Source organism: Cupriavidus ulmosensis (genome assembly GCF_977008105.1).
Genome location: NZ_CDRMWP010000002.1, coordinates 2,033,741 through 2,058,812, shown reverse-complemented (window position 1 = coordinate 2,058,812; position 25,072 = coordinate 2,033,741). Strand labels below are relative to the sequence as shown.

At 65.0% G+C, this 25,072-nt stretch carries 32 protein-coding genes; 29 read left to right on the top strand and 3 right to left on the bottom strand.

What is annotated here, in order from left to right; genetic code table 11:
• Positions 1-62: 62 nt before the first annotated feature.
• The gene (locus tag ACWTPI_RS28835; RefSeq protein ID WP_454733458.1) at positions 63-854 is read right to left on the bottom strand and encodes an AraC family transcriptional regulator; all 792 of its coding nucleotides are present in this window, start codon (positions 852-854) and stop codon (positions 63-65) included.
• On the bottom strand, positions 838-1,764 hold the full coding sequence (locus ACWTPI_RS28830; protein ID WP_454733457.1) for a DMT family transporter: 927 nt from the start codon (positions 1,762-1,764) through the stop codon (positions 838-840). The genes ACWTPI_RS28835 and ACWTPI_RS28830 overlap by 17 nt, the downstream gene beginning before the upstream one ends.
• A 213-nt stretch (positions 1,765-1,977) precedes the next feature.
• Between ACWTPI_RS28830 and surE the strand changes: the two genes are divergently transcribed.
• The 29 genes from surE (at position 1,978) to ACWTPI_RS28685 (ending at position 23,624) form a co-directional block, all read left to right on the top strand.
• Positions 1,978-2,748 carry a 5'/3'-nucleotidase SurE gene (surE, locus tag ACWTPI_RS28825; protein ID WP_454733456.1) on the top strand — a complete coding sequence of 257 codons (771 nt, stop codon included), beginning with the start codon at positions 1,978-1,980 and terminating at the stop codon, positions 2,746-2,748.
• 469 nt (positions 2,749-3,217) lie between these two features.
• Complete coding sequence (locus ACWTPI_RS28820; RefSeq protein ID WP_029043592.1) at positions 3,218-3,484, top strand: flagellar biosynthetic protein FliQ; 267 nt, start codon at positions 3,218-3,220, stop codon at positions 3,482-3,484.
• Positions 3,485-3,504: 20 nt separating this feature from the next.
• Positions 3,505-4,254, top strand: a complete 750-nt coding sequence (locus tag ACWTPI_RS28815; RefSeq protein WP_454733455.1) for a flagellar biosynthetic protein FliR — start codon at positions 3,505-3,507, stop codon at positions 4,252-4,254.
• Entirely contained in the window at positions 4,251-5,297 is a 1,047-nt protein-coding gene (locus ACWTPI_RS28810; RefSeq protein ID WP_454733454.1) for an EscU/YscU/HrcU family type III secretion system export apparatus switch protein, read from the top strand. Before ACWTPI_RS28815 ends, ACWTPI_RS28810 begins: the two co-directional genes overlap by 4 nt.
• Positions 5,294-7,336 carry a flagellar biosynthesis protein FlhA gene (locus ACWTPI_RS28805; protein ID WP_454733453.1) on the top strand — a complete coding sequence of 681 codons (2,043 nt, stop codon included), beginning with the start codon at positions 5,294-5,296 and terminating at the stop codon, positions 7,334-7,336. The genes ACWTPI_RS28810 and ACWTPI_RS28805 overlap by 4 nt, the downstream gene beginning before the upstream one ends.
• Before the next feature lie 34 nt (positions 7,337-7,370).
• Entirely contained in the window at positions 7,371-8,069 is a 699-nt protein-coding gene (locus ACWTPI_RS28800) for a flagellar hook-basal body protein (protein WP_454733452.1), read from the top strand.
• A 2-nt stretch (positions 8,070-8,071) separates the two neighbouring features.
• Positions 8,072-8,845, top strand: a complete 774-nt coding sequence (locus ACWTPI_RS28795) for a flagellar hook-basal body protein (protein ID WP_454733451.1) — start codon at positions 8,072-8,074, stop codon at positions 8,843-8,845.
• The gene (locus tag ACWTPI_RS28790) at positions 8,845-9,597 is read left to right on the top strand and encodes a hypothetical protein (protein WP_454733450.1); all 753 of its coding nucleotides are present in this window, start codon (positions 8,845-8,847) and stop codon (positions 9,595-9,597) included. Before ACWTPI_RS28795 ends, ACWTPI_RS28790 begins: the two co-directional genes overlap by 1 nt.
• Positions 9,594-10,181 carry a flagellar basal body L-ring protein FlgH gene (locus ACWTPI_RS28785; protein WP_454733449.1) on the top strand — a complete coding sequence of 196 codons (588 nt, stop codon included), beginning with the start codon at positions 9,594-9,596 and terminating at the stop codon, positions 10,179-10,181. The genes ACWTPI_RS28790 and ACWTPI_RS28785 overlap by 4 nt, the downstream gene beginning before the upstream one ends.
• Positions 10,182-10,210: 29 nt before the next feature.
• The gene (gene flgI / locus ACWTPI_RS28780) at positions 10,211-11,299 is read left to right on the top strand and encodes a flagellar basal body P-ring protein FlgI (RefSeq protein WP_454733448.1); all 1,089 of its coding nucleotides are present in this window, start codon (positions 10,211-10,213) and stop codon (positions 11,297-11,299) included.
• A gap of 36 nt (positions 11,300-11,335) precedes the next feature.
• The gene (locus tag ACWTPI_RS28775; RefSeq protein WP_454733447.1) at positions 11,336-11,680 is read left to right on the top strand and encodes a hypothetical protein; all 345 of its coding nucleotides are present in this window, start codon (positions 11,336-11,338) and stop codon (positions 11,678-11,680) included.
• Complete coding sequence (gene flgC / locus ACWTPI_RS28770; protein WP_454733446.1) at positions 11,677-12,120, top strand: flagellar basal body rod protein FlgC; 444 nt, start codon at positions 11,677-11,679, stop codon at positions 12,118-12,120. The genes ACWTPI_RS28775 and flgC overlap by 4 nt, the downstream gene beginning before the upstream one ends.
• Positions 12,117-12,434 carry a flagellar hook-basal body complex protein FliE gene (locus ACWTPI_RS28765; protein ID WP_454733445.1) on the top strand — a complete coding sequence of 106 codons (318 nt, stop codon included), beginning with the start codon at positions 12,117-12,119 and terminating at the stop codon, positions 12,432-12,434. The genes flgC and ACWTPI_RS28765 overlap by 4 nt, the downstream gene beginning before the upstream one ends.
• Positions 12,435-12,444: 10 nt before the next feature.
• Positions 12,445-13,887: a flagellar basal-body MS-ring/collar protein FliF gene (gene fliF / locus ACWTPI_RS28760; protein ID WP_454733444.1), complete on the top strand. Its 1,443-nt coding sequence runs from the start codon at positions 12,445-12,447 to the stop codon at positions 13,885-13,887.
• Complete coding sequence (locus tag ACWTPI_RS28755; RefSeq protein WP_454733443.1) at positions 13,874-14,383, top strand: hypothetical protein; 510 nt, start codon at positions 13,874-13,876, stop codon at positions 14,381-14,383. Before fliF ends, ACWTPI_RS28755 begins: the two co-directional genes overlap by 14 nt.
• Positions 14,380-15,087 carry a FliH/SctL family protein gene (locus ACWTPI_RS28750; protein ID WP_454733442.1) on the top strand — a complete coding sequence of 236 codons (708 nt, stop codon included), beginning with the start codon at positions 14,380-14,382 and terminating at the stop codon, positions 15,085-15,087. Before ACWTPI_RS28755 ends, ACWTPI_RS28750 begins: the two co-directional genes overlap by 4 nt.
• Entirely contained in the window at positions 15,080-16,399 is a 1,320-nt protein-coding gene (locus tag ACWTPI_RS28745; RefSeq protein ID WP_454733441.1) for a FliI/YscN family ATPase, read from the top strand. The genes ACWTPI_RS28750 and ACWTPI_RS28745 overlap by 8 nt, the downstream gene beginning before the upstream one ends.
• Complete coding sequence (locus ACWTPI_RS28740; protein WP_454733440.1) at positions 16,396-16,848, top strand: hypothetical protein; 453 nt, start codon at positions 16,396-16,398, stop codon at positions 16,846-16,848. The genes ACWTPI_RS28745 and ACWTPI_RS28740 overlap by 4 nt, the downstream gene beginning before the upstream one ends.
• The gene (locus ACWTPI_RS28735; RefSeq protein WP_454733439.1) at positions 16,845-17,567 is read left to right on the top strand and encodes a hypothetical protein; all 723 of its coding nucleotides are present in this window, start codon (positions 16,845-16,847) and stop codon (positions 17,565-17,567) included. The genes ACWTPI_RS28740 and ACWTPI_RS28735 overlap by 4 nt, the downstream gene beginning before the upstream one ends.
• Positions 17,549-17,950, top strand: a complete 402-nt coding sequence (locus ACWTPI_RS28730) for a flagellar hook assembly protein FlgD (RefSeq protein WP_020205409.1) — start codon at positions 17,549-17,551, stop codon at positions 17,948-17,950. The genes ACWTPI_RS28735 and ACWTPI_RS28730 overlap by 19 nt, the downstream gene beginning before the upstream one ends.
• A 38-nt stretch (positions 17,951-17,988) precedes the next feature.
• Positions 17,989-19,179: a flagellar hook-basal body complex protein gene (locus ACWTPI_RS28725; RefSeq protein WP_454733438.1), complete on the top strand. Its 1,191-nt coding sequence runs from the start codon at positions 17,989-17,991 to the stop codon at positions 19,177-19,179.
• Positions 19,176-19,991, top strand: a complete 816-nt coding sequence (locus ACWTPI_RS28720) for a FliM/FliN family flagellar motor switch protein (protein ID WP_454733437.1) — start codon at positions 19,176-19,178, stop codon at positions 19,989-19,991. The genes ACWTPI_RS28725 and ACWTPI_RS28720 overlap by 4 nt, the downstream gene beginning before the upstream one ends.
• Positions 19,988-20,308, top strand: a complete 321-nt coding sequence (locus ACWTPI_RS28715; protein ID WP_020205406.1) for a FliM/FliN family flagellar motor switch protein — start codon at positions 19,988-19,990, stop codon at positions 20,306-20,308. Before ACWTPI_RS28720 ends, ACWTPI_RS28715 begins: the two co-directional genes overlap by 4 nt.
• Complete coding sequence (locus ACWTPI_RS28710) at positions 20,308-20,655, top strand: flagellar biosynthetic protein FliO (RefSeq protein ID WP_020423925.1); 348 nt, start codon at positions 20,308-20,310, stop codon at positions 20,653-20,655. The genes ACWTPI_RS28715 and ACWTPI_RS28710 overlap by 1 nt, the downstream gene beginning before the upstream one ends.
• Complete coding sequence (gene fliP / locus ACWTPI_RS28705) at positions 20,652-21,416, top strand: flagellar type III secretion system pore protein FliP (RefSeq protein WP_454733436.1); 765 nt, start codon at positions 20,652-20,654, stop codon at positions 21,414-21,416. The genes ACWTPI_RS28710 and fliP overlap by 4 nt, the downstream gene beginning before the upstream one ends.
• The gene (locus tag ACWTPI_RS28700; protein ID WP_454733435.1) at positions 21,413-22,210 is read left to right on the top strand and encodes a sigma-70 family RNA polymerase sigma factor; all 798 of its coding nucleotides are present in this window, start codon (positions 21,413-21,415) and stop codon (positions 22,208-22,210) included. Before fliP ends, ACWTPI_RS28700 begins: the two co-directional genes overlap by 4 nt.
• Entirely contained in the window at positions 22,207-22,806 is a 600-nt protein-coding gene (locus tag ACWTPI_RS28695) for a hypothetical protein (protein WP_454733434.1), read from the top strand. Before ACWTPI_RS28700 ends, ACWTPI_RS28695 begins: the two co-directional genes overlap by 4 nt.
• A gap of 12 nt (positions 22,807-22,818) precedes the next feature.
• Complete coding sequence (locus tag ACWTPI_RS28690) at positions 22,819-23,172, top strand: hypothetical protein (RefSeq protein WP_454733433.1); 354 nt, start codon at positions 22,819-22,821, stop codon at positions 23,170-23,172.
• Positions 23,169-23,624, top strand: coding sequence for a lytic transglycosylase domain-containing protein (locus ACWTPI_RS28685; protein WP_454733432.1), 456 nt, complete (start codon positions 23,169-23,171; stop codon positions 23,622-23,624). The genes ACWTPI_RS28690 and ACWTPI_RS28685 overlap by 4 nt, the downstream gene beginning before the upstream one ends.
• Before the next feature lie 237 nt (positions 23,625-23,861).
• Here the strand turns inward: ACWTPI_RS28685 and ACWTPI_RS28680 are convergent, their stop codons facing one another.
• Positions 23,862-25,043: a tetratricopeptide repeat protein gene (locus ACWTPI_RS28680; RefSeq protein ID WP_081651516.1), complete on the bottom strand. Its 1,182-nt coding sequence runs from the start codon at positions 25,041-25,043 to the stop codon at positions 23,862-23,864.
• Positions 25,044-25,072 lie beyond the last annotated feature (29 nt).

Here is a 25,072-nt window from a genome sequence, read left to right as displayed (position 1 = left end):
GGATGCCTATGCGAATCTCCCCCACAGCGATCAAGCAGCACTTGTTGCGTGCGAACGGCGCGCTATGCGCGTGCGCCGGCATTGCGCCACGCGCCCGGCGGCATGCCGAAACGCTGCGCGAAGCGGCGCGTGAAGGTGGTCTGGTCGGGAAAGCCGAGTATCAGCGAGATGTCCGCCAGCGCGTGGCCGCGGTCGGCCAGCAGGCGCGTGGCGTAGTCCAGGCGCAGGCGCGTCTGGTAGCGGTGCGGGGTGTCGCCGAACGCTTCCTGGAACAAGGTGTGGAAGCGCCGCACGCTCCAGCCGAAGCGGCCGGCCAGGTCGCCGGCGCGCAGCGGCGCGTCCAGGTGCTGGCGCAGGTAGGCGTCGATCTGCGCCACGGGAAACGGCGCGAGCCGGTCGCGCTCCGGCACGTCCAGGCCCAGCGCGAGGTCGCCCGCCAGCGCCGCGGCCAGCCGCCAGTGGTGCTGGCGCGAGCCGCCGCGCCCCGGCTCCGGCGGCATCGCGGCAATGCGGCGCACGCGCTCGGCCCAGCCCGCGGTGACGGCGAAGGCGCGGGGGCGCCCGGTCAGCGCCGCCGGCACGGCGAGCGAGCCGGGCGGCACGTCCAGCACCAGTTGCCGGTTGTCCGCGAGGCCGAGAAAGTCATGGCGCTCGCCGGCGGGCACGATCAGTCCGCTGCCGGGGTCGAGCCGGTGCAGGTGGCCGCCGATCTCCAGCTCGCTGGCGCCGTCCAGGCCGAACAGGACCTGGGTGTAGCCGTGCCGGTGCCAGTCCGGCTCCGGCCGGTAGACGCGGGTCTCCACCAGCGGCGCCGGCGGGCCCGCGCGCGCGGCGGGATCATCGCGCGACGGCATGGCCGGTACGTTGCGGCGGCCGGGCGGGCTGCCCGGTCTGGCAAAGCCACACGCCGAGCCCGGCCACGGCCAGGCCGAGCAGTTGCAGCAGCCCCAGCTTGTCGCCGAACAGCAGCCACGCCTGCAGCGCGGCCAGCGGCGGCGCCAGGAACATCAGCGAGGCGGCGGTGGCGGCCTGCCCGCGCCGGACGATGCGCAGCAGCAGGTAGGTGCCCGCGCCGGACAGCACCAGCGCCGCCCACGCCAGCGCCGACCACAAGGCCAGCCCCGGCTGCCAGTGCGTCTCGCCCAGCAGCCACGCCAGCGCGCCGGCCACCAGCGCGCCGCCGGTGTTCTGCCAGGCGGAACTGGCGCGCAGGTCGGCGGCGGCGATCGAGGTTTTCTGCAGGATGGTGCCCACGGTGATGGAAAGGATGGAAAGCAGGGCCACCAGCAGCACCCACGGCGAAACCGGGTGGGATACGCTGGCCAGCATGGCCGGAGCCACCACCAATATTACGCCCAGCGAGCCCAGCGCGAGGCCGCCCCAGCCCCGCCGCGACGGGAATTCGCCCAGCAGCGGGATGGCCAGCAGCGCCGTCAGCACGGGCTGCAGCGCGCCCAGCAAGGCCATCGCCGCGGGCGGCAGCCCGTGCGCCACGGCCCAGTAGCCGCCGCACAGGTAGCTGCCGTGCAGCAGCGCGCCCGCCAGCAGGTGCTTCGGCACGTCGCGCAGCGCCGGCCAGCGCGCGCCGCCGGCCACCGCCACCAGCGCGAACAGCAGCGCCGCCAGCGCGAAGCGGGCGAGCAGGAACAGGCTCGGCTGCGCCACCGGCACGATGGCGCGGCCGACGATGAAGCCGGTCGACCAGATCAGCACGAAGGCCAGGCTGGGCAGCCCGGCGCGCAGGGAAAGGCGGGACGAAGACATGGCATCGGCGCGGCGGGGCGCGGCAAGGACGACGATGCGCGGCAGCATAGTGCGGCGCCGGCCGGCCGTCTTGGCAAATCCGGCAATGCCCGCCGGCTGCGCCGCCGCCGCGCGCGGTTTATAGTTGCCGCTGGATTCCCGCCGGCCATCCGCCTTGCCGTTCTTTTGCGTCCTTTTTCGTCCTTTCCCGTCCTCTCCTACCTTTTCCCGCCCATGTCCCATCCCCTGCTGGAACGCGTTCTCCTGACCAATGACGACGGCATCGACGCCCCCGGGCTGGCCGTGCTCGAAGCCGTGGCCGCCACGCTGGCGCGCGAAGTCTGGGTCGTCGCGCCCGAGCACGACCAGAGCGGCACCTCCCACTCGATCAGCCTGCACGCGCCGCTGCGCTTCAGCCGGCAGGGCGAGCGCCGCTTCGGCGTCGCCGGCACGCCGGGCGACTGCGTCGTCATGGCCGCCCGCCACCTGATGGCCGACGCGCCGCCCACGCTGGTCCTCTCGGGCATCAACCGCGGCGGCAACCTCGGCCTCGAAACCGTGTTCTCCGGCACCGTGGGCGCGGCCATGACCGGCATGCTGCTGGGCATCCCCTCCATCGCGCTGAGCCAGGCCTTCTCCGACCGCGACAACGTGCGCTGGGAAACCGCGCGCGCGCTGGCTCCGGACGTCATCCTCCGCCTGCTCGCCGCCGGCTGGAGCGAGCAGGCCTGCCTCAACGTCAACTTCCCCGACGTCGCGCCCGCGGCCGCCGGCCCGCTCACCGTCACGCGCCAGGGCGCCGGCCTCGTCAAGGACATCGCCGTGCGCGCCCATGTCGACCCGCGCGGCATTCCCTACCACTGGCTGCAGTTCTCGCGCGGCCCGCGGCCCGACGCGCCGGACAGCGAGGCGATGGTGATCGGCCGGGGCGGGATCTCGGTCACGCCGCTGCGCTTCGAGAGAACGAACGAGGAAGCGGCGCTGGGGCTGGCGGAGCGGTTGTAACAAAGCCCTGGCGGCGCACTCCGGATGATCCGGAAGGTTGCCTGGAATAGCCGTCCGGATACTCGCCACTTCCGTGTCTCCATCACGCCGACACAGAAGTGGAAAAGCGATAAATGCGCCACTTCTCTGGCAATTGATGGGCGGGTGCTATGCGTGTCCTGCGTGGTGGCAATGCCCACGACGGAAGACACGGTATTGAGCCCAAGGAGCCGGGAGCCGCAAGCGGCTTTTGTCTTCTGTGGTGATTCCGCAAGGCCCTCCACGGCATATGCGCTCAATCGAGCGTGGCCTCGTGCAGATAATGCTGCATGCCATTCCTCCTTTTTCTGCTTCGATACCGGGATATGTCCTGGGATTCCTGCAGAGAATTCGGAATAACGTACTAGTCCTGATATTTGGGAGTTGGCTGATAGGCAGCGAAATTGCCGCCTGCTCTAATGCGTGCCTGACAAGTACGAGGGGGGCGGCATTGACAGCAGATCAAGCTCAGCAGCTACTGGCGCAATTGCTCATGCAATGCGCGATCATCTGCGCGCCGCTTTTGTCCGCCACCCTGTTTGTGGGCCTTCTGGTGAGCTTGTTCCAGGTCATCACGCAGTTGCAGGAGATGAGCCTCAGCTACATACCGAAGCTTGTCGTGACGGTGGCGGTCCTGGGCCTGCTTGGTCCTTGGATGATGGGGCGCGTGACGCGCTTCGCCAGCGGCCTTTTTCAACTGATTCCAGCGTTGGGCTGATGGCTGCCGCAGCCTCCCTCATGCCTGCACCCGCGATAGAGAGCCTTCTGGTTTCATTGCGGCTGGGGCCGATGTTCCTGTTTGCTCCCCCGTTTTCCTTGATGCGTATTCCGGCGCGCGTGCGCGTGGTCTGCGTGCTTGGGTGCGCCACCGCGCTGGCGGCGCTGGCCAGGCCCGTGGGTGCCCTATCCTCGGGGCAGTTGCTGTCGGCGATGGCGGGAGAGTTGCTACTCGGCGCAGTGATTGCGTTCTCATGGCAGGCGGCGTTTGCCGGGCTGCTGTTTGCGGGCCGGGTGCTGGATCTGCAGGCCGGATTCGGCATGGCATTGATCATCGATCCCGCTACCCGCGCGCAGACACCGCTGTTCGGCACGCTTCTGGCACTGGGTGGTGGCGTGGTATTTTTTGCCGGCAATGTTCACCACGAGGTCTTGCGGTTGCTGGCAGCACTCAATGAATGGCTGCCGCCCGGCAGCATGACATTGGCGCTGGATTCCTCGGTACTGGCCTCTTATCTGGGCAAGGTCATGTCAGTCGGGCTGGTCACGACGGCTGTCGCAATCGTGGTCCTGTTCCTGATCGACCTTGCGCTCGCCTTCCTTTCCCGCGTGTTGCCGCAGATGAACGTGCTCATGCTCGGTTTGCAGGTCAAGAGCATTGTCTCGGTGCTGGTGCTGGGTCTCAGCCTTGCTTTGCTTGGGCCGGTGATGGTGCGGCTGTCGGCGCTGGCGGCATCGTTTGTTCCGCATTTGCTCGGAGCCTCGCGATGAGCGATGCGGAACAGAATCGCAGCGAACAGGCCACGCCGTACAAGCTGGAGCGCGCGCGCCAAAAGGGCACCGTTTCCCGCAGTGCCGAATGGAGCATGGTCACGGCATTCGCCGCAGTGGCAATCGCATGCTATTGGCGTGGCGATGCCTGGGCACGGCAGTTTTCCCGGGAGGTCGCGCGGGCGTTGCTGGCGGCGGGTCAGGATGCCTGGCTTGCCAGTTCGATGCATTTGCTGGCTACCACGGCCTTCCTGATGGTGCCAGTGATCTCGGTCGCGATCCTGGGTGCGGCAGTGCCGGCGTTGCTGCAGACGCGCTTTCTGTTTGCTCCGCAAGCGCTGCGCGTCGACTGGACACGGGTGAACCCGGTCAAGGGATTCAGGCGCATTTTCTCGAAAGAAACCCTGGTGCAGGGCCTGAAGGGTATTGTCAAACTGCTGGTCTACGCGGCGATCACCGGCTGGGTTGCCCGCACCGCAATGCAGGGTGCGCTACAGGTGCCGGCAACCGCGGCGGATCTGTCTCGCCTGCTGGCGGGAGCGGCGACTCGGCTGGTGATGCTGCTGTTGTCGGCGGCACTGGTATTCGCCGTCGTTGACAGGCTCTGGGTCCGGCATAGCTTCATGCAGTCGATGCGGATGAGCCGCCGAGAGCAACGCGAGGAAATGCGGCAGCGCGAAGGGGATCCCCGCATCCGGGCGCGCCGTCGCCAAGTGCAGCGAGAGTTGGTCAAGCATGCGCAGAGCTTGCGCAACGTGCGTGACGCTGATTTTCTCGTGACGAATCCCACGCATTTCGCAGTGGGCTTGCGCTATCGGCCGGAGCAGATGTCCGCGCCCAGGGTGGTGGCCAAAGGCGGAGGGGAATTGGCTCGCCGGCTGCGGCGCCTGGCTTTCATCTACGGAGTGCCGGTCGTCGAATCTCGCGCTCTGGCGCGCACGTTGTTCTACCGGACGCCGCTGGATGGCGAGGTGCCGTCCGCACTGTATGCGGACACGGCAAATGTCTATCTGCAATCGCGGCGGATGAGGGGCGGTCGATGAACGCGCTGCGGATGACTTTGGGCAAGCAGGCAGATCTCGCGCTGGTCGCCTGTGTCGTGGCGATTCTGCTGCTGCTCTTCACTCCCATTCCCGCGGCGCTGCTCGATCTGCTGATCATCGTCAATCTCGCGTTCGCCCTGGCCATCCTGTTGCTGACGTTCTATGTGGCACAGCCAGTGGACTTCTCGACCTTTCCGTCACTGCTGCTGCTGGCCACTCTGTTCCGACTCTCCCTAAGCATTGCGGCGACGCGGCTGATTCTCTCGAAGGCACAGGCAGGACATGTGATTGCCGCCATCGGGAAATTCGTGGTGCAAGGTAATTTCGTCATCGGCTTCATCGTTTTCCTGATTCTGGTTGTCGTTCAATACATCGTGGTCACAGGCGGTGCGCAACGTGTATCGGAGGTGGCGGCCCGTTTCGCGCTCGATGGCATGCCCGGCCAGCAGATGAGTATCGATGCCGACCTGAACATGGGCCTGATCGACCAGGCAGAGGCGCAGAGGCGACGCAAGTCGCTCGAAAAGGAGGCGGGCTTCTACGGCGCGATGGATGGAGCGAGCAAGTTCGTCAAGGGCGACGCGATTGCCGGGATACTGATCCTGCTGATCAATGTCCTGGCGGGCTGGATCGTCGGCATCGCGCAGATGGGGATGGGCTGGCAGCAGGCTCTGCAGACCTTCACCCTGCTCACCATCGGCGACGGCATCGTGACGCAGGTGCCGGCCCTGATCATCTCCGTGGCGACTGGCCTGATTGTCACGCGTTCATCGTCGGACCAGCAACTCGGCATCGTGGTCGGGCAGCAGTTGTTCCGGTTCCCCAAGGTCCAATGGCTGGTTTCGATCGCCATGCTGGCCTTGCTGCTGTTGCCAGGCATGCCGGGATGGCTGGCGCTGGTCATCGGGCCCGTCATGATCCTAGGCTGGCTGCTGAGGCGAACCAGCGCCGGCGCGCGGGAGGAAGCCGGGGGCGAAGGGGCAGCACAGGCCGCGCCGGAAACCGCCACGTTCTCGGCCCAGCCCGCGCCGATCGAGATCGGTTTCGGGAGCGTCCTGGGCGCGGCGCTGGCGTCGCAACGTCCCGCGCTTGCCGGGCGTGCGCTCGCATTGCGGCAGGACATCCAGCAAGAGCTGGGAGTGATGCTGCCCGAGATCGCATTCAAGGAGCAACTGACGCTGCCGCCCGATGACTATCGTATTTCGCTGTTTGGCAGCCGCTACGGACAAGCGGCGCTCTATCCGGAGCGGATGATGGCCATCCACGCTTCCGACAATGGCGAGTCGCTTCCGGGCGTGCGCACGCGGGATCCTGCGTTCGGCTTGCCCGCAGTCTGGATGGATGCCGAGGAGACAGCATCGGCCAAGCGAAAGGGATACACGATCGTCGATCCGGTCACGGTGTTGATGACCCATCTCACGGAGGTCATCAAGCTCAATCTCGTTCAGCTGGTTTCGCGGGCAGCCGTGGTGAATTTGCTGGATGAGGTTCGTGCCAGGCAGCCCGGCCTGGTCGAGGAAATGGTGCCGGCGTTGCTGAGCGTGACCGATATCCAGCAGGTGCTCTGCAATCTGCTGGCCGAACACGTCTCGATACGGAACATGGATCGCATTGCCGAGGTCCTGGTGGATACGGGGCGGCACGAGAAAGATACGGCGCGACTGGGCGAAGCGGTGCGGCAGCGCCTGGGCCACCAGATCTGCCAGGCCCTGCGCGGGGAAAACGACGCATTGTCCGTCCTGACACTGGACCCGGCGCTGGAGAGCCGGGTGCTGGACAACCTGCGGTCGGCCGAAGACGGCGCAGCAGGGCCGGTGCTGGAGCCGGCCCTGGCGGAGCAACTGCTGTCCCGCCTGCTGGCGCAGACCGAGGCAATGATGCGGCAGAGCCAGTCGCCGGTGTTGTTGTGCCGGCCGGAGATTCGCCGCGCTATCAAGCTGTTCACGCAGCGCGTGGTGCCCCGGCTTGCGGTGGTGGGAGTCAACGAGATCCCGCCCTCGATGAATCTCAGAGCGTTCGGTGTCGTCAACATCAACTAGCGTGGCCACAAGGCAAACAGGACGAGTGAATCCAATGACTGAATTGATGCGCATCTCGACTCAGCTATTGTCGATTGCTTCGCAGCGGCTCGAAAGCGCCGCCAGGAACATCGCCAATGCAACCACCGCAGGGTATAAGCGCGAGGTGTCCTTTGCCGAGCAACTCGGTATGGCCGGACGTGGCATGCCTGCGTTGCGCGTGGCAAGCGATTTCCTCCAGGGCAAATTGGTAAACAGCGGCAATCCACTTGACCTCGCGTTGGCCAGTTCCGGCTTTTTCGTACTTCGCAATGAATCAGGCGGGGCGGGCGTCGAGTATGCACGCGCGGGGCGCTTCGTCCTCGATGCGTCCGGTCGCGTGACCAGTGCGCAAGGCCAGGCGCTGCAGGGAACGGGAGGCGATATCGTGGTGCGTGGCGCCCAATGGCGCGTCACTCACGACGGTACCGTGCTGGACAACGGCATGCCGGTGGATCGTTTGCTCATCGTGGATTTCGCCGAACCCGCGAGGCTTGTGCGAAGCCATGCTGGCTTTACCGCCGGCGCGGACCCGCGGGAGGTCGAGCGGCCAACGGTCGTGCAGGGTAGCTATGAGGCATCCAATGTCTCCAGCGCGGACGACATGCTGCGCCTGATGGCAGCGCTGCGCGAAGCCGAAGGCGGCCAGAGAGTGGTGAGGGCATACGACGAGATGCTCGGCACCGTATTGCAGCGCATTGGGGAGATTTCCTGACCATGAACGGCGCGTTCTATATCGGTGCGACGGGGCTGCTCGCACAGCAGGGTGCGGTCGATATCGTCGGCCACAATATCGCCAATGTGAATACGGTGGCATTCAAGCGTGGCATTGCGGACTTCGCCACGCTGGTAGCCTCGGCGCCGTCTGCGGTGCGTGCCACTTCGTCTGCGCCGTCCGGCGACCCGGTGGACCAGGGCGTGATGCTTGTCTCCGGACTTCGGACATTTTCTCAAGGCGAGCTGCGGGAGACCGGCAATGCCATGGACCTGGCTATCCGCGGCGAGGGTTTTGTCGAGTTGCAGTCCGCAGGCGGGGAGCCGCTGCTGTGGCGCGGCGGTACCTTGCATGTTGACGACGACGGTCATCTGGCCGTCGCCTCCGGCGAGACCTTGAAGGCGACCATTGCAGTGCCCTCCGATGCGAGCGGAATCACGATCGACGCGGAAGGCCGGATTCGCGCCACGGTACCGGATCGGGCTGAATCTGTGGAACTCGGTCAACTGGAACTCGTGCTTGCCGCCGATGTGCGCGCGCTGCGCCCACGTGGCGAAGGTATCTTCGAGGCCGACGAGAACGCCGCATTGACGCGGCTCAAACCTGGCGAGGAACGTGCGGGGGCGATGGTGCAGGGTTTTCTCGAACGCTCGAATGTTCAGTTGTCCGACGAGATGGTCAACCTGTTGATTTTTCAGCGTGCCTACGCCGCCAATGCCCGTGTCGTGCAGGCGGGCGACGAGTTGATGGGTATCGTCAACGGATTGCGTCGCTGATGGAGGCACTGGCCCGCCGTGTGCCGCTGGTCCTTCTGGGCCTTCTTAGCCTGTTGTCGACCGGCTCCGAAGGCGCCGATGCCGCAGGCTTGGTGCATTTTCGCGACACGGCGGTGGTGTCGTCCTGCGATATCCGCTTCTCCGAGGTGGCCGATTTATCGGCGTTGCCGCCCGTCTTGCGTGAACCCGCCGAACGTTTGAGCCTGGGCACGCTGGCCGGTGCCGGTATGCGGTTGCCGGCGGATCGCCTTGCCACGCGCGCGCGGCGGCAGATTCCGGCGCTGGCGCCGTGGCTGAGCGCAGATGACGACAGCGAGGTGACGGTGCGATTTCCGCCTGGCGGTTGCACTGCAAGACCCGATGCGACCGGCCCGCGTCGGCGTGGCGTGCCCACGGGGCTGATGCTTTCCCAGGCGGTGCCGCCGGGATTGGCACTGCGCACGGGCGATGTGCATACCGCCAATTGCCATCCGGAGCGGGAGGCGGGTCGCTCGATCAGATTTTCCGCCGGTCGCGGCATCGTGATCGCACGTGAAACACTGGCGGCTGGCAGTTGCCTGCCATCGTATCTGCATGGCTTCCTTGCCACGATACGCAAGGGCGATCCGGTCGAGCTCGTGGCGCGTCAGGGGGCCGTGACCATCTCGCGTCGGGCGCTCTCGTTGCAGAGCGGCCGTAGTGGCCAGGTCACGGCATATGGCTTGGCAGATGGCAGGGTTATGCAACTGGCGGCAACGGAGGAAGGCAGATGATGTGCGCCATGGCTCGTCGCATAAGCGCATTCGGATTGGCCGCATTGACGCTCGGCCCGGCCGTGGCAGCCGATCTGTTTTCGGCGACGGAGCATCGCGCACTGGTGGGGGATCGGCGCGCAGCGCGGCAGGGAGACATAGTCACGATCCTGGTCTACGAGAACTCCAGCGCATCCAATACCGCCGACACTTCCACCAGCACCAGTTTCAGCGTTCAGGCCAATGTGTCCGTGCTCGATGCGCGCCGCAATGGCGCTGCACTGGGTGCATCGGACAGTTATGGCGGCCGTGGCCGTATCCAGCGCACCGGGAGGCTACTGGCGCAACTGAGTGCCGCGGTGGTCGAGGTCATGCCCAACGGCGACCTGCGCGTAGCAGGCGAGCAGCGCATCGATGTCAACGGCGAGAAGACGGGCATTCGCCTGGATGGCCGAGTCCGTGCCACGGATATCGGACCCAACAACACGGTGATATCGAGCCGGCTTGCCGATGCGCATATCGACTATACCGGCGACGGCTTCATTACCGATCGAGCCAAGCCGGGCTTGATTCCACGCATTCTGGCATGGTTGGGACTATGGTGAGGCATCTTCGTCTCTGGTTCGCACTGATCATGGCGATCGGGTTGCCGCCATCCGCCTGGTGTGCCGATGCGGAAGTCCGCCTCAAGGATCTCGGCCGCTTTCTGGGCTGGCGCGACAATATGCTGGTTGGCTACGGTATCGTCACCGGTCTCGCCGGCTCAGGTGACAGCAGTCGTCATCAGGCGACCCGGCAGGCACTCGCGAATGTGCTGTCGAATTTCGATGCGGCGGTCGGTCCCGAGCAACTGCAGAGCCGCAACGTGGCGGCGGTGATGGTGTCGGGTACGCTGCCGCCATCGGCACACGTTGGCGACAAGCTGGACATCAATGTCACTTCCATCGGCGATGCCAGGAGCCTGAGCGGAGGCACGTTGATCATGACGCCGCTTCGCGGGCCGGACCGGGAAGTCTACGCGCTGGCACAGGGGCCGGTATCGGTCGGTGGATTCCGTTATGACGCCAACGGCAACCTGCAGCAGAAGAATCATCCCACGGTCGGGCTGGTACCGGCGGGCGCTACCGTGGAACGTCAGGTCGTTTCGCCACTGACGCTGCAGGATGGGCAGATCGTCTTCTTGCTCAAGGATGCCGATGCGTCTACCGCCGATCGCGTCGCAGCGCGCATCAACGAAACCTTCGGCACAGGTATTGCCAGCCTGCGCGACGCGCAGTCGGTGGCGATTCGCGCGCAAGGCGGCGCCGCGGGTCTTGCCGCTTTCGTGGCCCGCGTGGAGCGGCTCATGGTCATGCCGGACTGGGCGGCAAGGGTGGTGATCAGCGAACGTACCGGCACGGTAGTGGCAGGTGGCAACGTTCGCATTGGCGCCATTGCCATTTCGCATGGTGACTTGCGCATTTCGGTGACTACCGAGTACAGCGCTTCCCAGCCTGGTCTGATCACCGTAGCGGGACCGCAGGTGCGCAGCCTGGTGATAGGCAACAGTGAACTGAAGGTCGCCGAATCGCCGAAAACGGTCGCAGCGACGTTTCCCAATACCACTGTCGGCGATCTCGTGCAGTCACTGGCCAGGCTTCAGGTCAGCACGCGCGACATCATTTCCATCCTGCAGGCGATCAAGGCTGCCGGCGCCTTGTATGCCGACATCATCGTGCAATAGCCGGCGCGACAGACCAAGAGCAGACCATCCAACATCATGCCAGATCTCACTATCGCCACTGTCGCGCGCGCACTCGATGGGCTCGACGCGCGCGCATTCGCCACTGCCCACAACGTTGCCAATCTTGGCAGTCCTGGTTTCTTGCCGGTGCGCGTGTCATTTGAGCGCTCTCTGCAGCAGGTACTGATGATGGCCGAACCATCGAAGGTGAGCGCGGCCCCGATCGATGCCGCGAGGGAACTCCCGGCAACCGTGGGAGGATTGCGCCCCGATCTCGAACTGAGCCTGGCCAGTGACACCGCGAGCCGTTTTGCCGTGCTGACGGCATTGGCGGACCGGCAGTTCCAATTGCACTCGCTGGCACTCAAGGGGGTGCTGTGACTGCGGCCGGCACGATTGCCGCCATCGCGCGCTCGGGCATGGAGGTCGAATGGCAGCGCATCGAAGTCATTGCGCGCAATCTCGCCAACGCCGGGACCACCCGCATGGCCAGCGGAGAGGCGTATGTGCCGCAGCGCCTGATTTCCGGTCCGGCGTTCATGACGCAGGCCGGCGTCGCGCCGTGGCCTGCCGACGCCAGGCCGGCGGGGGGGGTCCGGATCTATGGAATCGAAGCCATGGACACGCAGCCCCGGCTGATGCATGAGCCTGCCCATCCCCATGCAGATGCGAACGGCAATGTCGCCTATCCGGGAATCGACCATGCCGCGGAGATGATTTTGCTGATCCAGTCACAACGCATTTACGAAGCCAATGTCGCCGTATACAACCTCGCGCGCACCATGTATGCGCGTGCGCTCGAAATAGGGAGCCGCTCTTGAGTACCGCTGCGTTGGACTCCATTGGCTTGGCCGCGCACGCCACCGCCGCCAGTCTTCCCGGCGAGTTGGCCAACCAGCCTCTGTCATTGGTGTCTGGCGGGTTCGCCGGGCAGTTGCTGGATGGCGCCATGCGTGCCGATGCCGCCATGCTGACGGCACAAGACATGACCCGGCACTTTGCCGCTGGCGAAAACCTGCCGCCACACCAGGTCATGCTGGCGCTCGAGGAGGCCCGCCAGTCTTTTCAACTGGTGCTTCAGGTCCGAACGCGACTGGTCGAGGGGTACCAGGAATTGATGCGCATGCAACTTTAAGGAAATCCCCATGCCTGGAATATTCTCGCTGGTGGCTTCGCTGTCGCCGTCACGACGGCTCGCTTTGGGGGCAGGCGCCGCGGCAATCCTGGCGGGCGCGGTCCTGGCGCTCGTGTGGGCTGTCCAGCCGCGCTACGAGGTACTGTTCCGCGACCTGAACCATCAGGACGCTGGCGCCGTCGTCGCGGAACTGGAAAAGTCCGGGGTGCCGTACCGCGTGTCGGATGACGGCACTTCCGTGCTGGTGCCGGAAGGGGAACAGCGTGCCATGCGCCTGAAGGTGATGAGTGGCAGCATTCATCTCCAGGGCGTAGCCGGGCTGGAGTTGTTCGAGCATGCTGATCTGGGCTTGACCGAATTCGCGCAGAAGGTCAATTTCCAGCGTGCCCTGCAGGGGGAGCTGGCGCGCACCATCATGAGCCTTGACGAGGTCCGTCTGGCGCGCGTTCACCTGTCCTTGCCGGAGGCGACGCTGTATCGCCGCGATGACATCCGTCCGCGCGCGTCAGTGGCGATCTTCCTGAACGAAGGCGAGGTGCTTGCCGAGGCCACAGTCAACGGCATTCGCCGGCTGGTGGCCGCGGCGGTGCCGCAGCTCGATTTTGCCGATGTCGCCATCCTCGATCAGCACGGTACGCCGGCGGTGTCGGCAGAGCCAGAGGTGCGCAATCCGGTGCTGGCGCAGAAGCTGGCGTTGGAACAGTACTATGCGCGCAAGATCCGGGCGCAGATCGAGCCACTGGCTCGTCCTGCGCCGTTCGTAGTCGCCGTCAACGCGGAACTGGACCCAGACAGTCGTCGCCTGAGCCGCGACGAGCAGGTGAGGGTCCCGCAGGGCCGCTGGAGGGATGGCGAGGCGGACCGGAGCGAGCCGCTGCCTTTGCCAGCCGGCGTCGGCGAAGCTGCTGGCAGCGATATTGGGGGGGCACGGCGCGCGCCTCTGCCGGTATTCCAATCCTCGCAGGAAGAGAAGACGGCACGCCGGTTGGAGGAAACGGTCAGCGCACCGGGAACGCTGCGGCGCTTGTCTGTCGGGATACTGGTGGAACGCGCGCTGGAGCCCGCGGAGCAGGAGCGCGTTCGCAACCTGGTGACAGTCGCTGCGGGGCTGGATTCACGGCGCGGCGATGTGGTTACTGTCGACGCGCATGAGCGACTGTCTGGCGAGCATGCGAGCGCATCGGATGACATCGCCGATATGCGGTATGGCGGCGTCGCACCGCGAACGCCTCCCCAAAAGGAGACGACGGACAGGAATATCGAAAACCTGATGGTCCATGCCTCCGGCTTGGCGGCGCTGGCTGTCCTGATCTGCGCAGGGCTCTATGCCGGCCTGCGGCATTTTCTCAGGCGCACTCCGCGCCAGCCGCGGCTGACCATGCAGCAACGCGAGGAGCACGTGCGGCGTCTGCGTGAATTGCTTGCCAGCGGGAGCGACGATGCTGCCGCATGAAAAGGCGCGCTCCCTGCGCCGTGCTGTGGCCAGGCTCGCCGAACTGTCGGCCGAGGACAGCGAGGCCGTCTTGGGGGCGTTGACGGCAGAGGAACGCCACATCCTTGCACCGCTGCTGGCCAAGGTGCATGGCGACGACGCCGCGGAGACTACAAGGAGGCGCGAGCCGGACGCCGCTGCCGCGCAAGACGCCATCGATCCGCGTGGGGCGGATCTGTCGCAGGTGCGTGCATTGGTGCAAGGCTTGCCGCCCTGGCTGCAGTCATGCGCCGCCATGGCGCTGTCGCATCCGGCAGAAGGCGATGGGGTCTGCCAGCATGCACCGTCTTCGGAGGTGGCGATGACGCGCGCCACACGTGCTGCATTGGCGCAACAACTGCGGGATCTCGCGTTGCGTGAGCTTGTAGCGGAGCCAGCACGGTCGGATGGAACCGGCCGACCGCAAGATGGAACCTGGTGGCGCCGCCTTTTCCGCCGTCGCATGGGGCCATCGTGACACGCCTGCACAAAGCAATCGATGTGGCCATCGCGGAAGACCGCAAGCGCGTGACGCCGTCCGCGACGGAAAACTTACCGACGGGCGTAGCGCATGCCGGGGCGGTTGGCGGAGCCTTGGCGCGGCCCCGGGCCGGGCCGGATCCACGGCAAATCGAGTTGGCCACGCTGGCGGATGAACTGACGGCCTGCCGGGAAGAGGTTGCCGCTCGCGAAAAAGCGGCTTATGACGAGGGGTCGAAGGCGGGGCTTGCGGCGGGCATGCGCATTGGCCGGGAGCAGGCTGATCAGGATGAGGCCGTGCGCATCGCCTTGATTGGCAAGGGCGTAGCCGCGGCCCGCGAAACACTGGCGGCGAAATTGACCAGTCTGGATGCAATGGCGGTAGCCGTGGCGGTAGCGGCGCTCGAGCGCATGCTTGGATCGTCCGCCGAGCGTGCCTCGCTGGTGGCCGAGATTGTGCGGCACCGCCTGGCGTTGCTGGGACGCAAGGCGGTGCTGGAGGTCGACATTTCCGCAGCGGATTTCCACGACGAAGCATTGTTGCGCGCGAGTCTTCCCGACGGCCAGTACGTGACGCTGCGGATCGATCCCGATCTGCCCTCTGGCGCCTGTCTGCTGCACACGGAGTTCGAGCACATGGATGCCGGTATCGATTCGCAACTGGCCGCGTTGCGCAAGTGCATCGAGGTGTCGAATGACTGACTCGGTGCATCCCGTGCTGCGCGCGCTGAGGGACTTCGATCCCGTGCCGCGCTTCGGCCTGGTTACTCGCCTGCGTGCCACCGCGATCGAGGCGGATGGCCCGCCGTCGGCGTTGGGCGCGGTATGCGAGATTGGGGCCAAGGATGGCTGCATCCGTGCCGAGGTTATCGGCGTCGAGCGAGGGCGCATTGTGCTGGCACCCTATGGATCGGCTGCCGCAGTGCGTCTTGGCGACCGGGTGCACAAGAGCCTTGGCGGCCATGGCGTGCGCGTTGGCGAGGGTTTTCTGGGGCGTGTTCTCGATCCCTTCGGCGTGCCGATCGATGGTGCTGGTCCGGTGGGCGGCGCCACGCGGCTACAGCCCTTGGCGGGTTATCCACCTGGCCCTCTCGACCGTTTGCCGCCGAGCGCCCGGCTTGACACCGGCATTCGCGCGCTGGATACGCTGCTGCCGCTTGCCAAGGGGCAGCGGGTTGGGCTTTTCGCTGGTAGCGGGGTGGGAAAGACCTCGCTTCTGGGCGGGCTGGCGCGTCATGTCGAGGCCGATCATTGCGTGCTGTGCTTGATCGGAGAGCGTGGCCGGGAGGCCGAGGAACTGTGGCGCGAGGCATTGCCGGAAGCCACGCGGCGGCGCTCGGTAATGGTGCTGGCCACCTCCGATCTTTCCGCCGCGCTACGTGCGCGAGCCATGTGGACGGCATTGGCTCACGCCGAAGCGCTGTCGCAGCAAGGTGCCCATGTGCTGTTCCTGGTGGACTCGATCACGCGCTTCGCCATGGCGCTGCGGGAGATCGGTTTGTCGGCTGGCGAGCCGCCTACGGTACGGGCTTACCCACCGAGTGTGTTCGGCTTGCTGCCCAAGGTGGTGGAGCGTTGCGGGGTGTTCCGTGCACGCGGCGCCATCACGGCGATCATGACGATCCTTGCGGAATCCGACGAGATTGACGACCCGATGGCGGAGACGATGCGCTCGCTGCTCGACGGCCATATCGTGTTGTCACGCGATCTGGCCGAGCGAGGCCACTATCCCGCCATCGAGATCACGCGCAGCGTCAGCCGGGCGGCACAGCGAGTGGAGACGCCGCAGGACACCGCTTTGCGGCTGGAAGCTGTCTCGTTGCTGGCGTGCTACGAGGGTGCGAAGCTGCTGGTCGAATCCGGTGCTTATGCGGCAGGCAGCGATTCCCTGACCGACCGTGCAATCGAGCTGTACCCGGCTTTGCTCGAGTTCCTGCGCCAGGATCTGGGTGAGGCGGTCCCGGCCAGCACCGCGAGCGCGACGTTGATGCGCGTGCTGAAGGGGGCGCGGTGAAGGCATGGAAGGCTTTGCCGGTACTCGCCGCCATCATGCGGCTGCGCGAACAGGAACGCGAGCGTGCCCAGGCTGTGGTACGAGGAGCGCGGTCGAATCTGGCGGGTGCCACGGTACGGAGGCTCGCATGCAGCGGCGAGCTGGCACGCCAGGGCACGGCCTGGCATGCAGGGGTGTTGCCGGGCGCAGAACTCGATCCGCTGGCGCTGGGCAACTGGAATGCTGTTCTGGACTGCTCACGCAGCCGTGAAGCCAGCGCGATCGCCGACGAGGCCGAGGCGCGCCGCTGTCTGCAGGTTGCGCTGACGGGACTGGCTGCCGCCCAGGCGCGGCTGCAGGCGGTTAGCGCGATGCAGAAGAAAGGCCGCAGGATATTGCGGCATCAGAACGACATGGCGCTTCAGCGGCGGCTTGAAGATCGATGGGCGTCACGGCAGGAGGAGGAATGAAAATCGCGTCGACGATGCAGGTGATACCCCTGGAAAGGCGCGTGGGGGATACATCCGCACATGGAAACTTCCAGCAATTGCTGCATAGCATGGAGCAGCGCATGTGGGATGCGCAGCGGGGAGCGAGACAACCCGGCAGTGGGGGTGGAACCTTGCCGTTCCCACATGCTGTTGGTATTGCGCGGTTGCAGCGAGGCAGCCCGCCGCGCGTGCCTGACCAGCAGCAGGACATCCCGTTGCTCATGCCCGGGATACGCGTGTCCGCGCGCGACGCCGGGAAAGCGATGCCGTCCACGTCGGGCGGCACCATGCGCGCGGCGCGGGGCGATGCACTGAACGGTGTGTCCGGAGGACTGCCTCTCGCGCTGCCATGTGCACTCCCGATCTTGCGTCGCGAGCCGGGCGGCGTCGGCTCCGATACTCAAGCCCAGTCCAGGGCATGCGGCGCGGCCTTGTCTATGTCGGCAGCGGAGCATCGAGCGCGAAGGCTTTTCGCGGCGCACGGCACTGCCGAGGCACAAGTCACCGTTGCTCGGCAGGGCGATTCCGTGCGGCTGCTGGTGCGGGTACCGCCACTGGCGCCGGCTGATGCGACGCGCTTGCGGGATCGTGTCCGCGCCGAGTGTGGGCGATATGGCGTGCACCTCGACGAAGCGTGCATCAATGGCAGCTTCATCGATTTTTCTTCAGGAGAATTTCCATGGCGATTGGCGCGATAAACAGCGGCATCGATACTCGCATCGATTCGCTTGGGCTGGATATGCAGTCGCTGCTCAGGATCATCCTGACGCAGTTGACGTATCAGGATCCGCTCAAGCCAGTCGACAATTTCGAGTTCATCTCTCAACTGGCTCAATTCACCAGCCTCGAGCAATCCCGTCAACTTAGCGAAAAGGTGGACAGCCTCCTGTCTCTGCAATCGGCCACCCAGACCATCGGACTGCTCGGCAAGGAAGTCGGTTTCCAGTCCGAGAGTGGCCTGATCGATGGGAAAGTCACCGCGGTCAGCTTTGCCGGTACCCAGCCCGCGCTTACCGTGCAGACGGCCGACGGCGCTTACTTGACCGACATCGGCTTGTCCCAGATCTCCCAGGTTCGCTAGATCCGGATCGGAAGACGGTCAATCATCAGGAGTACATCATGCTGGATGCGGTACAAATCGGACTGTCGGGCTTGCAGACGTACTCGCGTGGCTTGCAGACCATCAGCAACAACGTTGCCAATATGAATACGCCGGGTTTCAAGGGCGCGATTCCACGTTTTAGCGATCTCTATTACGGCACGCCATCGGATGCGACCGGCCGGTTCAGGGACGCGCAACCTCGCTTCGGCTCCGGGGTGAGCTATCTGCAGAGCTATCTGAATTTTGCCGCCGGCGATCTGCGCGACAGTGACGGTCCCCTGGATCTGGGCGTTTCCGGCGCCGGTTTTCTGACCATGCTGGGGGGCGAAGGTCCCCGCTATGCGCGGACCGGACAATTCCGTGTGGCTGACGATGGCCGTATCGTGGACAGCAATACCGGCATGCAATTGGGGATCCTGGCAGCGGACGGCACGGTGCAGGGCGCATCGGTGGCAGGCCGGCAGTGGAGTCCGCCGCGAACGACAACCACGTTGAAATTCACTGACAACTTGTCGAGTGGATCGGAAGATCACGTGCTGCAGAGCATCAGCGTGTTCGATGCCAACGGGAACGCTCGCGCCCTGACGATACGATTCACCCATGACGATGAAGCGGCGACGCAGTGGAAGGTCGCGGTGGAATCCGCGGAGGGAGGCAATCTCTATACCGGCATGCTGCCATTCGTCGGCGGCATGCCACAGCCGGGCCAGGAAAAGTTGCAGGCGATGCTCGCTTTTGACGATGGCACGCGGATGCCGCTGGAACTCGATTTTTCCAGTGGCGTGACAGGATTTTCGGCAGGTACGGCGTCGACGCTGCGGGTGGCCGGTAATGACGGATACGCCGCCGGAACGATCTCTGCCTTCTCGGTGGATGATGCCGGCCAATTGACGCTGCAATATTCCAACGGCCAGGAAGGCAAGCTCGGCCTGGTGGCGCTGGCGCAGTTTTCGGATCGTCAGCGTTTGATCCAGCACGACAAAGGCCTGTTCGAGGCACCCTCGGGAATGCAGGCACGCTTTTCGTCGGGTGCTTCCAATGCCGCGGGCCACGTGAAGTCCGGTGTCATCGAGGCATCCAATGTGGATCTGTCCGCCGAGTTCGGACAATTGATCCTGGTGCAAAGAGGTTTCCAGGCATCGTCACAAGTCATCAGTACTGCCAACGAAATGCTGCTCCAGTTGTTCCAGCTCAGGGGCCAGACATGACCGCCGCGGCAAGACCGTGGAGATGGCTGGGCAGCCGCGAACTGGCAGCGGTCCATGCATGTGCCGAGACCGTCGTTCATGCTTGGGGAGAAAACTGGTTCGGCCTGCCGGCGACGCTCGGCGAAATAGCCAGGATGGATCCCACGGCCACACTCGGCGTCGAACTGGATGAATATTCGGCGCGCTGCGATGCCGCCATGCGGATATGCGCCACGGCGGGACATGCCGTGGCGCGGCGGGCATTGCAGATGCCTGTGCCAGGCGAGCCAGCCGAAACGACTGGCGTGCGGCTGCTGGCTGGTCTGCAGTCCGTCGTCATGGATGACCTGGCCATGCGCCTTGCCGATGCTTTTTCTTTCGAGTCCAGAGGCATGGCGTCTGCAAGCGCGATCACGGACTTGCCGCGGCGCGTGCCGGAGGGCGGGGTGAGGATGACCGTCGAGGTGGGCGAGATGCGTCTGCTCCGTGCGCAACTTGGTTTGACCATGTTTCCTGCCGCTCCGGAGGTGCCGTCGAAGCGTTCGGGAAGGACTGCGCTTGCCACGCCGGTGGAGGCGCTGGGGCGGACCACCGTCGCGCTCGATGCCGTGCTTGCTTGCGTCCGTCTGCCGCTGGCGCAGATCGCTGATATGGAGCCTGGCGATGTGATCGAGCTCGATTGCCTGCTCGATGCGCCGGCGGCGCTGCGCGTCGCGGGCACAAGTGAGTGCATTGCCCACGGCCATCTTCGGCGCAACGCGAGGCACCTGGCGCTACAACTCGACGCAGCGGGCGGGAGTGCTGCCGACTTACTTCAGCAGGCCACATCATGAGCATTCAGAAAGCCACTATCACACCGCTGGAATTCGACGAGACGGCGGCTATCGCTCAGGCGCCGGAAGGGCGGGGCATGATCGATCTTCGACTTGTAAAGGATGTCGTCGTCGATCTCGAGGTCTACCTGGGCAGCGCTACGTTGACGGTGGAGGCGCTGCTTGCGCTGGAAAAGGGTATCGCACTCACATTGGACGCGGCGCTCGACGAGCCGGTAGCGCTGCGCCTGAACGGTAAGACGGTTGCCCGCGGCCAATTGGTGGCAATCGGCGACCATTTCGGTATTCAGTTGACGGAACTTGTGGAGAAGCGCTGATGCCCGCCGCATCGACCCCGGCATCGGCTCGCGGCTGGCCTGATCTGGCGCCGCCTCCGCCCGTGCTTCCCGATCTGTCGCTGGTGGGCATTTCCCTCTTGCTCTGCCTGGCGCTTGCCGTGGCCGTTATTCTGTGGCTCCATCGGCGCAAGCAGGCGGGCTCGGCAGGTGCGCGCCTGCCTGCTCAATTGCAGTCGCTGGCGTCGTTGCCGCTGGGCAGGCACGGGACGCTCTACCTGGTTCGTTGCCAGGCGCACACATTGCTGATCGCGGCGGACGCAAGGGGGATCGTATCGGTCAGCACGTTGGCGCCGACCGGCGTCGCCGCGGCGGAGCCGTTGGCATGAGGCGCACAGTTTGGCCTGCCTTCGGCGTGGTGTTGGTGCTGGCGCTGTTCGCCGGCTTGGCGCATGCCGGGACCGACGCTTTGCTGCCCGCGCTCGGGAGCCGGACGGCTCAGATGTCGCAAAACGCCGGTGAGGCTGTGTCGGGGCCGATGCGCACGGCGATCCTGCTCACCTTCCTTAGCCTGGGACCGGCGGTCGTGGTGTCGATGACGGCCTTTACCCGCATTGTCATCGTCCTGTCGATGATTCGCCATGCCTTTGGCATGCCAGAGACACCCCCTACCGCAGTGCTGATCAGCCTGGGACTGTTCCTGACGCTCTTCACCATGATGCCTACGGTGGCCGCGGTGAATCAGGATGCGCTGCAGCCATTCCTCCAGGGTCAGATGGAAATGCCGGTCGCGCTCGAGCGTGCCGCCGCCCCGATGCGGGACTTCATGCTGCGCCAAGTGAGGCAGGAGGACCTTCGTCTGATGTACGAATTGTCGCATCAGCCGCCGCCGCCGTCGCCCGATGCCGTCAGCCTGGTGCAACTGACGCCGGCGTTCATCCTGAACGAATTGCGCGTGGCATTTCAGATCGGTTTCGTGGTGCTGTTGCCGTTCCTGCTGATCGACCTGGTGGTCTCGAGCATTCTGCTCGCGCTGGGTATGTTGATGGTTCCTCCGTCGACCATCGCTTTGCCGCTGAAGGTCCTGATGTTTGTGCTGATCGACGGCTGGGCCCTCGTATTGCGCGGTGTACTGGGTAGCTTCAAATGACTGAAGGGTATGAGTCGGCCGGCGCGGCAGACTCCGCCGCCATGCCCGCGGTTGATGCCGAAGAGGGAATGCTCTGGCAGACGCTCCGCCAGGTGCCGGATGGCGCTCCTGGCAGGGCCGCGGCCCGCGAGGCGCTGCTGCAGCACTATCTTCCTTATGCCCGGGCGCTGAGCATGCAGCTCTACCGCAATCGATTCGGCAATGATGCGGAGTTCCGCGATTACTGCCAGTTTGCCATTGTTGGCCTGCTCGAATCGATCGACCGTTTCGATCCAGCGCGGGGAGCCTCGTTCAAGACGTTCAGCACGCCACGGATCCGGGGCGCCATGTTGAATGGCATCGAGACCGTCAGCGACAGGCACGAGCAGGCGATGCTAGGCGCACGGCTGCGAAGCGAGCGGCTGGCGTCGTTGACGGACGGGAGAGCCGTGCGCAGCAGGCTTCCGCAGGCGTTCGCCACCATTTGCGAGGTGGCGGTGGCGGCTGCGATTGGCTTCATGCTGGAAGATACGGGAATGTACGATGCGCAGGATGTCGCGCAGGACACTTCCTGTCACGGCTACCGCAAGGTGGCATGGCGGCAGGCTCGCGCCTCGATGCAGGCCGCGGTACGCAGTCTGGGCGAACGGGAACGCAAGGTGATTACCTATCACTACTTTCATGGCCTGGTTTTTGATCAGATCGCCGATATCATGGGCGTGACGAAAGGCCGGATCTCGCAACTGCATCGGAGTGCTCTGCTGTCGTTGCGCAAGCGGCTGCACGGTGAAACGGACAAGGAGTGGCAAGAATGACGAACGACTCGGAAAATGCATGCTGCGATGACGCCGATCTGGATATCCTGGTGAATGCCCTGCGCACGGGGCAGGCTGACGACCTGACGCGCATCGATGAGGTGTTGGCCGTGTGGCCCGGCGATCATCGCCTGTGGGTTCTCAAAGGAGCGGTGCTTGCTGCCGGGCAGTTGCACGACGGTGCGCGGCAGTCGTTCCGCACGGCGCTGGAGAGGGCCCCTGGCTTTGCGCCTGCTGCCTTCTTCCTTGGCTTGCTCGAAATGTTCGACTCGCAACCGGAAGCGGCTGCGGTGGCGTGGCGTGCGCTGGATCCGCTCCCAGCGGATAGCAGCATGCGGATCTTCCGCGATGGCATGCTGGCTCTTGCCGAGAATCGTTTCGACCAGGCTGCAGCGATGATCGAGCGTGGCCTGCGTGGCAATCGCGAGTTGCCGGAACTGAACGACTATTTTCGCGCGGTACTTGCTTCGCTGTCTTCGGAGGCGGAGCGCGCCGGGCGGTCGGCGGAGGCCAAGGTGCCGGAGCCCGACCAGGATCAGGACGTACTTCGCCGTCTTATGCTGGCCCGCTATTCTGCGGATTCCACCCGCCACTAGCGACTGTCCCTCATGCAACCTGTTTCCATTCTGGACCAAGTGGTCATCCAGCTCCGCCGCCAACTGGAGGCGCGCGATCGAAGGCCCGCCGGCACAGGCCCTGCGGCGTCTGCCTCTCCATCCGGCGCGGTTTCTTTGCCAGGTGCTGTCGGAGCGGCATCCGCCGCAGTGCAAGAGGCTGGCGGAGATGCCTATGGAATCGGGCGCATTGCCGTGGAGCAGATGCTCGGCGCGGAGTTTGGGCCAGAAGTCGTCAACGATGCCGAATTCCAGCAGGTGGTCGATCAGGTGACTGGCATGCTGCGTGCCGATTCCGCGCTCTGGGACGAATTCATGGCGATGCTGGACACCCTCGCCAGGCGATGATGATCACCCTTGCGAATCCTGTGTGGCGAGGCGCTTGCGTGCTGCTTGTTTTTCTTGCTTGCGGTTGCGGCAGGGCCTTGGCGGAGGACGACTGTCTCGGCGAGGCGGCGCGCTACCACAAGGTCAATGACGTGGTATTGCGAGCGATTGCCATGCAGGAGAGCGGCATGCGTCCGCGCACTCAGAGCAGAAACGCCAATGGCACGGACGATATCGGCATGATGGGTATCAATTCGATCCATCTTCCGATGCTGGCGCGCCATGGCATTTCGCGCGGCGCACTGCTCGATGCCTGCATCAATGCCTATGTGGCCGCCTGGTACCTGCGCGGCAAGATCCTCAAGCACGGCAACAGTTGGCAGGCCGTGGGCGCGTACCATTCGGAAACCCCGGCGTTGCGCGATGCCTATGCGCAACGCATCCGCAGCCGCATTGCCGGGACCCGGCCCTAGAAGTCATTTCAAGAAGATCCTGGCGTCGTTGCGGGGCACGGCAAGTACCAGTTGTACTGTCTGCGGCCCCGCCCTTGCAGGGCGCATGCGCGCTGGCAGGCGCGCATCGCTGCGCAGGCGGATCACTGCATGATCCTTCCTTGCATGCAACAACCTCGACGCTGCGGGAGGGCATGCAGACTACCGAAGCGGTTCGGCGTCCGCGGCGTTTCCGGCGATGACGGCCTGTATCCAGTATCAGTGCTTGTCGGCGCGCGCGGAGTACCGGGCCACTGCCTGCAGCACAGTGGGGCCACCAGGCGCTGTGCGCTGGTCGAGCGCCTGGGCGATGATCTCTTCAGCCCGCGCGCGGTCGCCATCGGCCTGGAGCAGGAGGCTCTCGGCCAGCAGGACCGACAGGCTCGTCGGTCCCAGCCGCTTGCCGGCGCGCGCGTGGTGTTCTGCCCGTTCGCGCTGGCCGTCCTGCAGCAGGCACACTGCCATGCTGCCATGCGCCTCGGGGAAATTCCGATCGATGTCCAGTGCCTGCCCGAGGCGGTTCAGTGCGGTGGGGAGATTGCCGCCCAGCAAATGGGCCCATCCCGCGGCTACCCATGACCCGGCATGTCTGGGTAGCAGGTCCGCGGCGCGATCGAGCTGCTGTGCTGCCTCGGCATATCGCTTGCTGGCGAGCGAGACCAGTCCGGCGCCCAGCCAGGCGCGCCCATGGCGCGGTGTCATGTGTCTTGCCGCCTCGAATGCGGGCGTGGCCTGCTCGAGTTCCCCTTGCTCGAGATTCAGCCAACCGCGTGCCACCATCGCATCATCGTTGTTTCCGGCAAGCGTGGCGAAACGGGCGGCATCGTTGCCGCGGTCCATGTCGAGACAAAGCAGGGCCAGTGCGCCAGCGCCCTCGGCCGTCAGCGTCTGCTCGGCCAACCATTGCTCCCCTTCCGCCAGAGCTGTCTCCAATTGGCCGGTGCGATGCAGGAGTCTGAGCCGCAATTGCTGAGCGTTGGCGGAATTGCCCACTAGATCAGCGGGCAAGGCTGCTAGGGCATCCTGATATTGCTGCTGACAGGCCAGGGCATAGGCAAGGTCATGGCGGACGGCGACGTCAGCCTGCCCGCCGGCAAGCAGGATGTGAAACAGCGCTGTGGCTTGTTGCAGTTCGCCGATTGCGAGCAGCGTTTGACCGAGCAGATGCGTCATGGCAGGTGCGGGTGGCCGTGGCGCGTCCTCGGCGACAAGCAGGGCGCGGCATAGCGAGTAGTCCTGTTCTGAAAATGCCATCTGTGCGGTGTCGAAGCGCAGATTGGGATTTGTTGGATCTTTCTCGAGAAAACCCAGAAGCCGCTGCAGACGTTGAGAGTGTTGCATGGTGTCCAGACGGTGAATAGGCAGGCAGTCAGCGTACCCAAGAACGGTGCCGGCGTCCACGGTTCCATATCCATCTTTGGCGCGAGAGC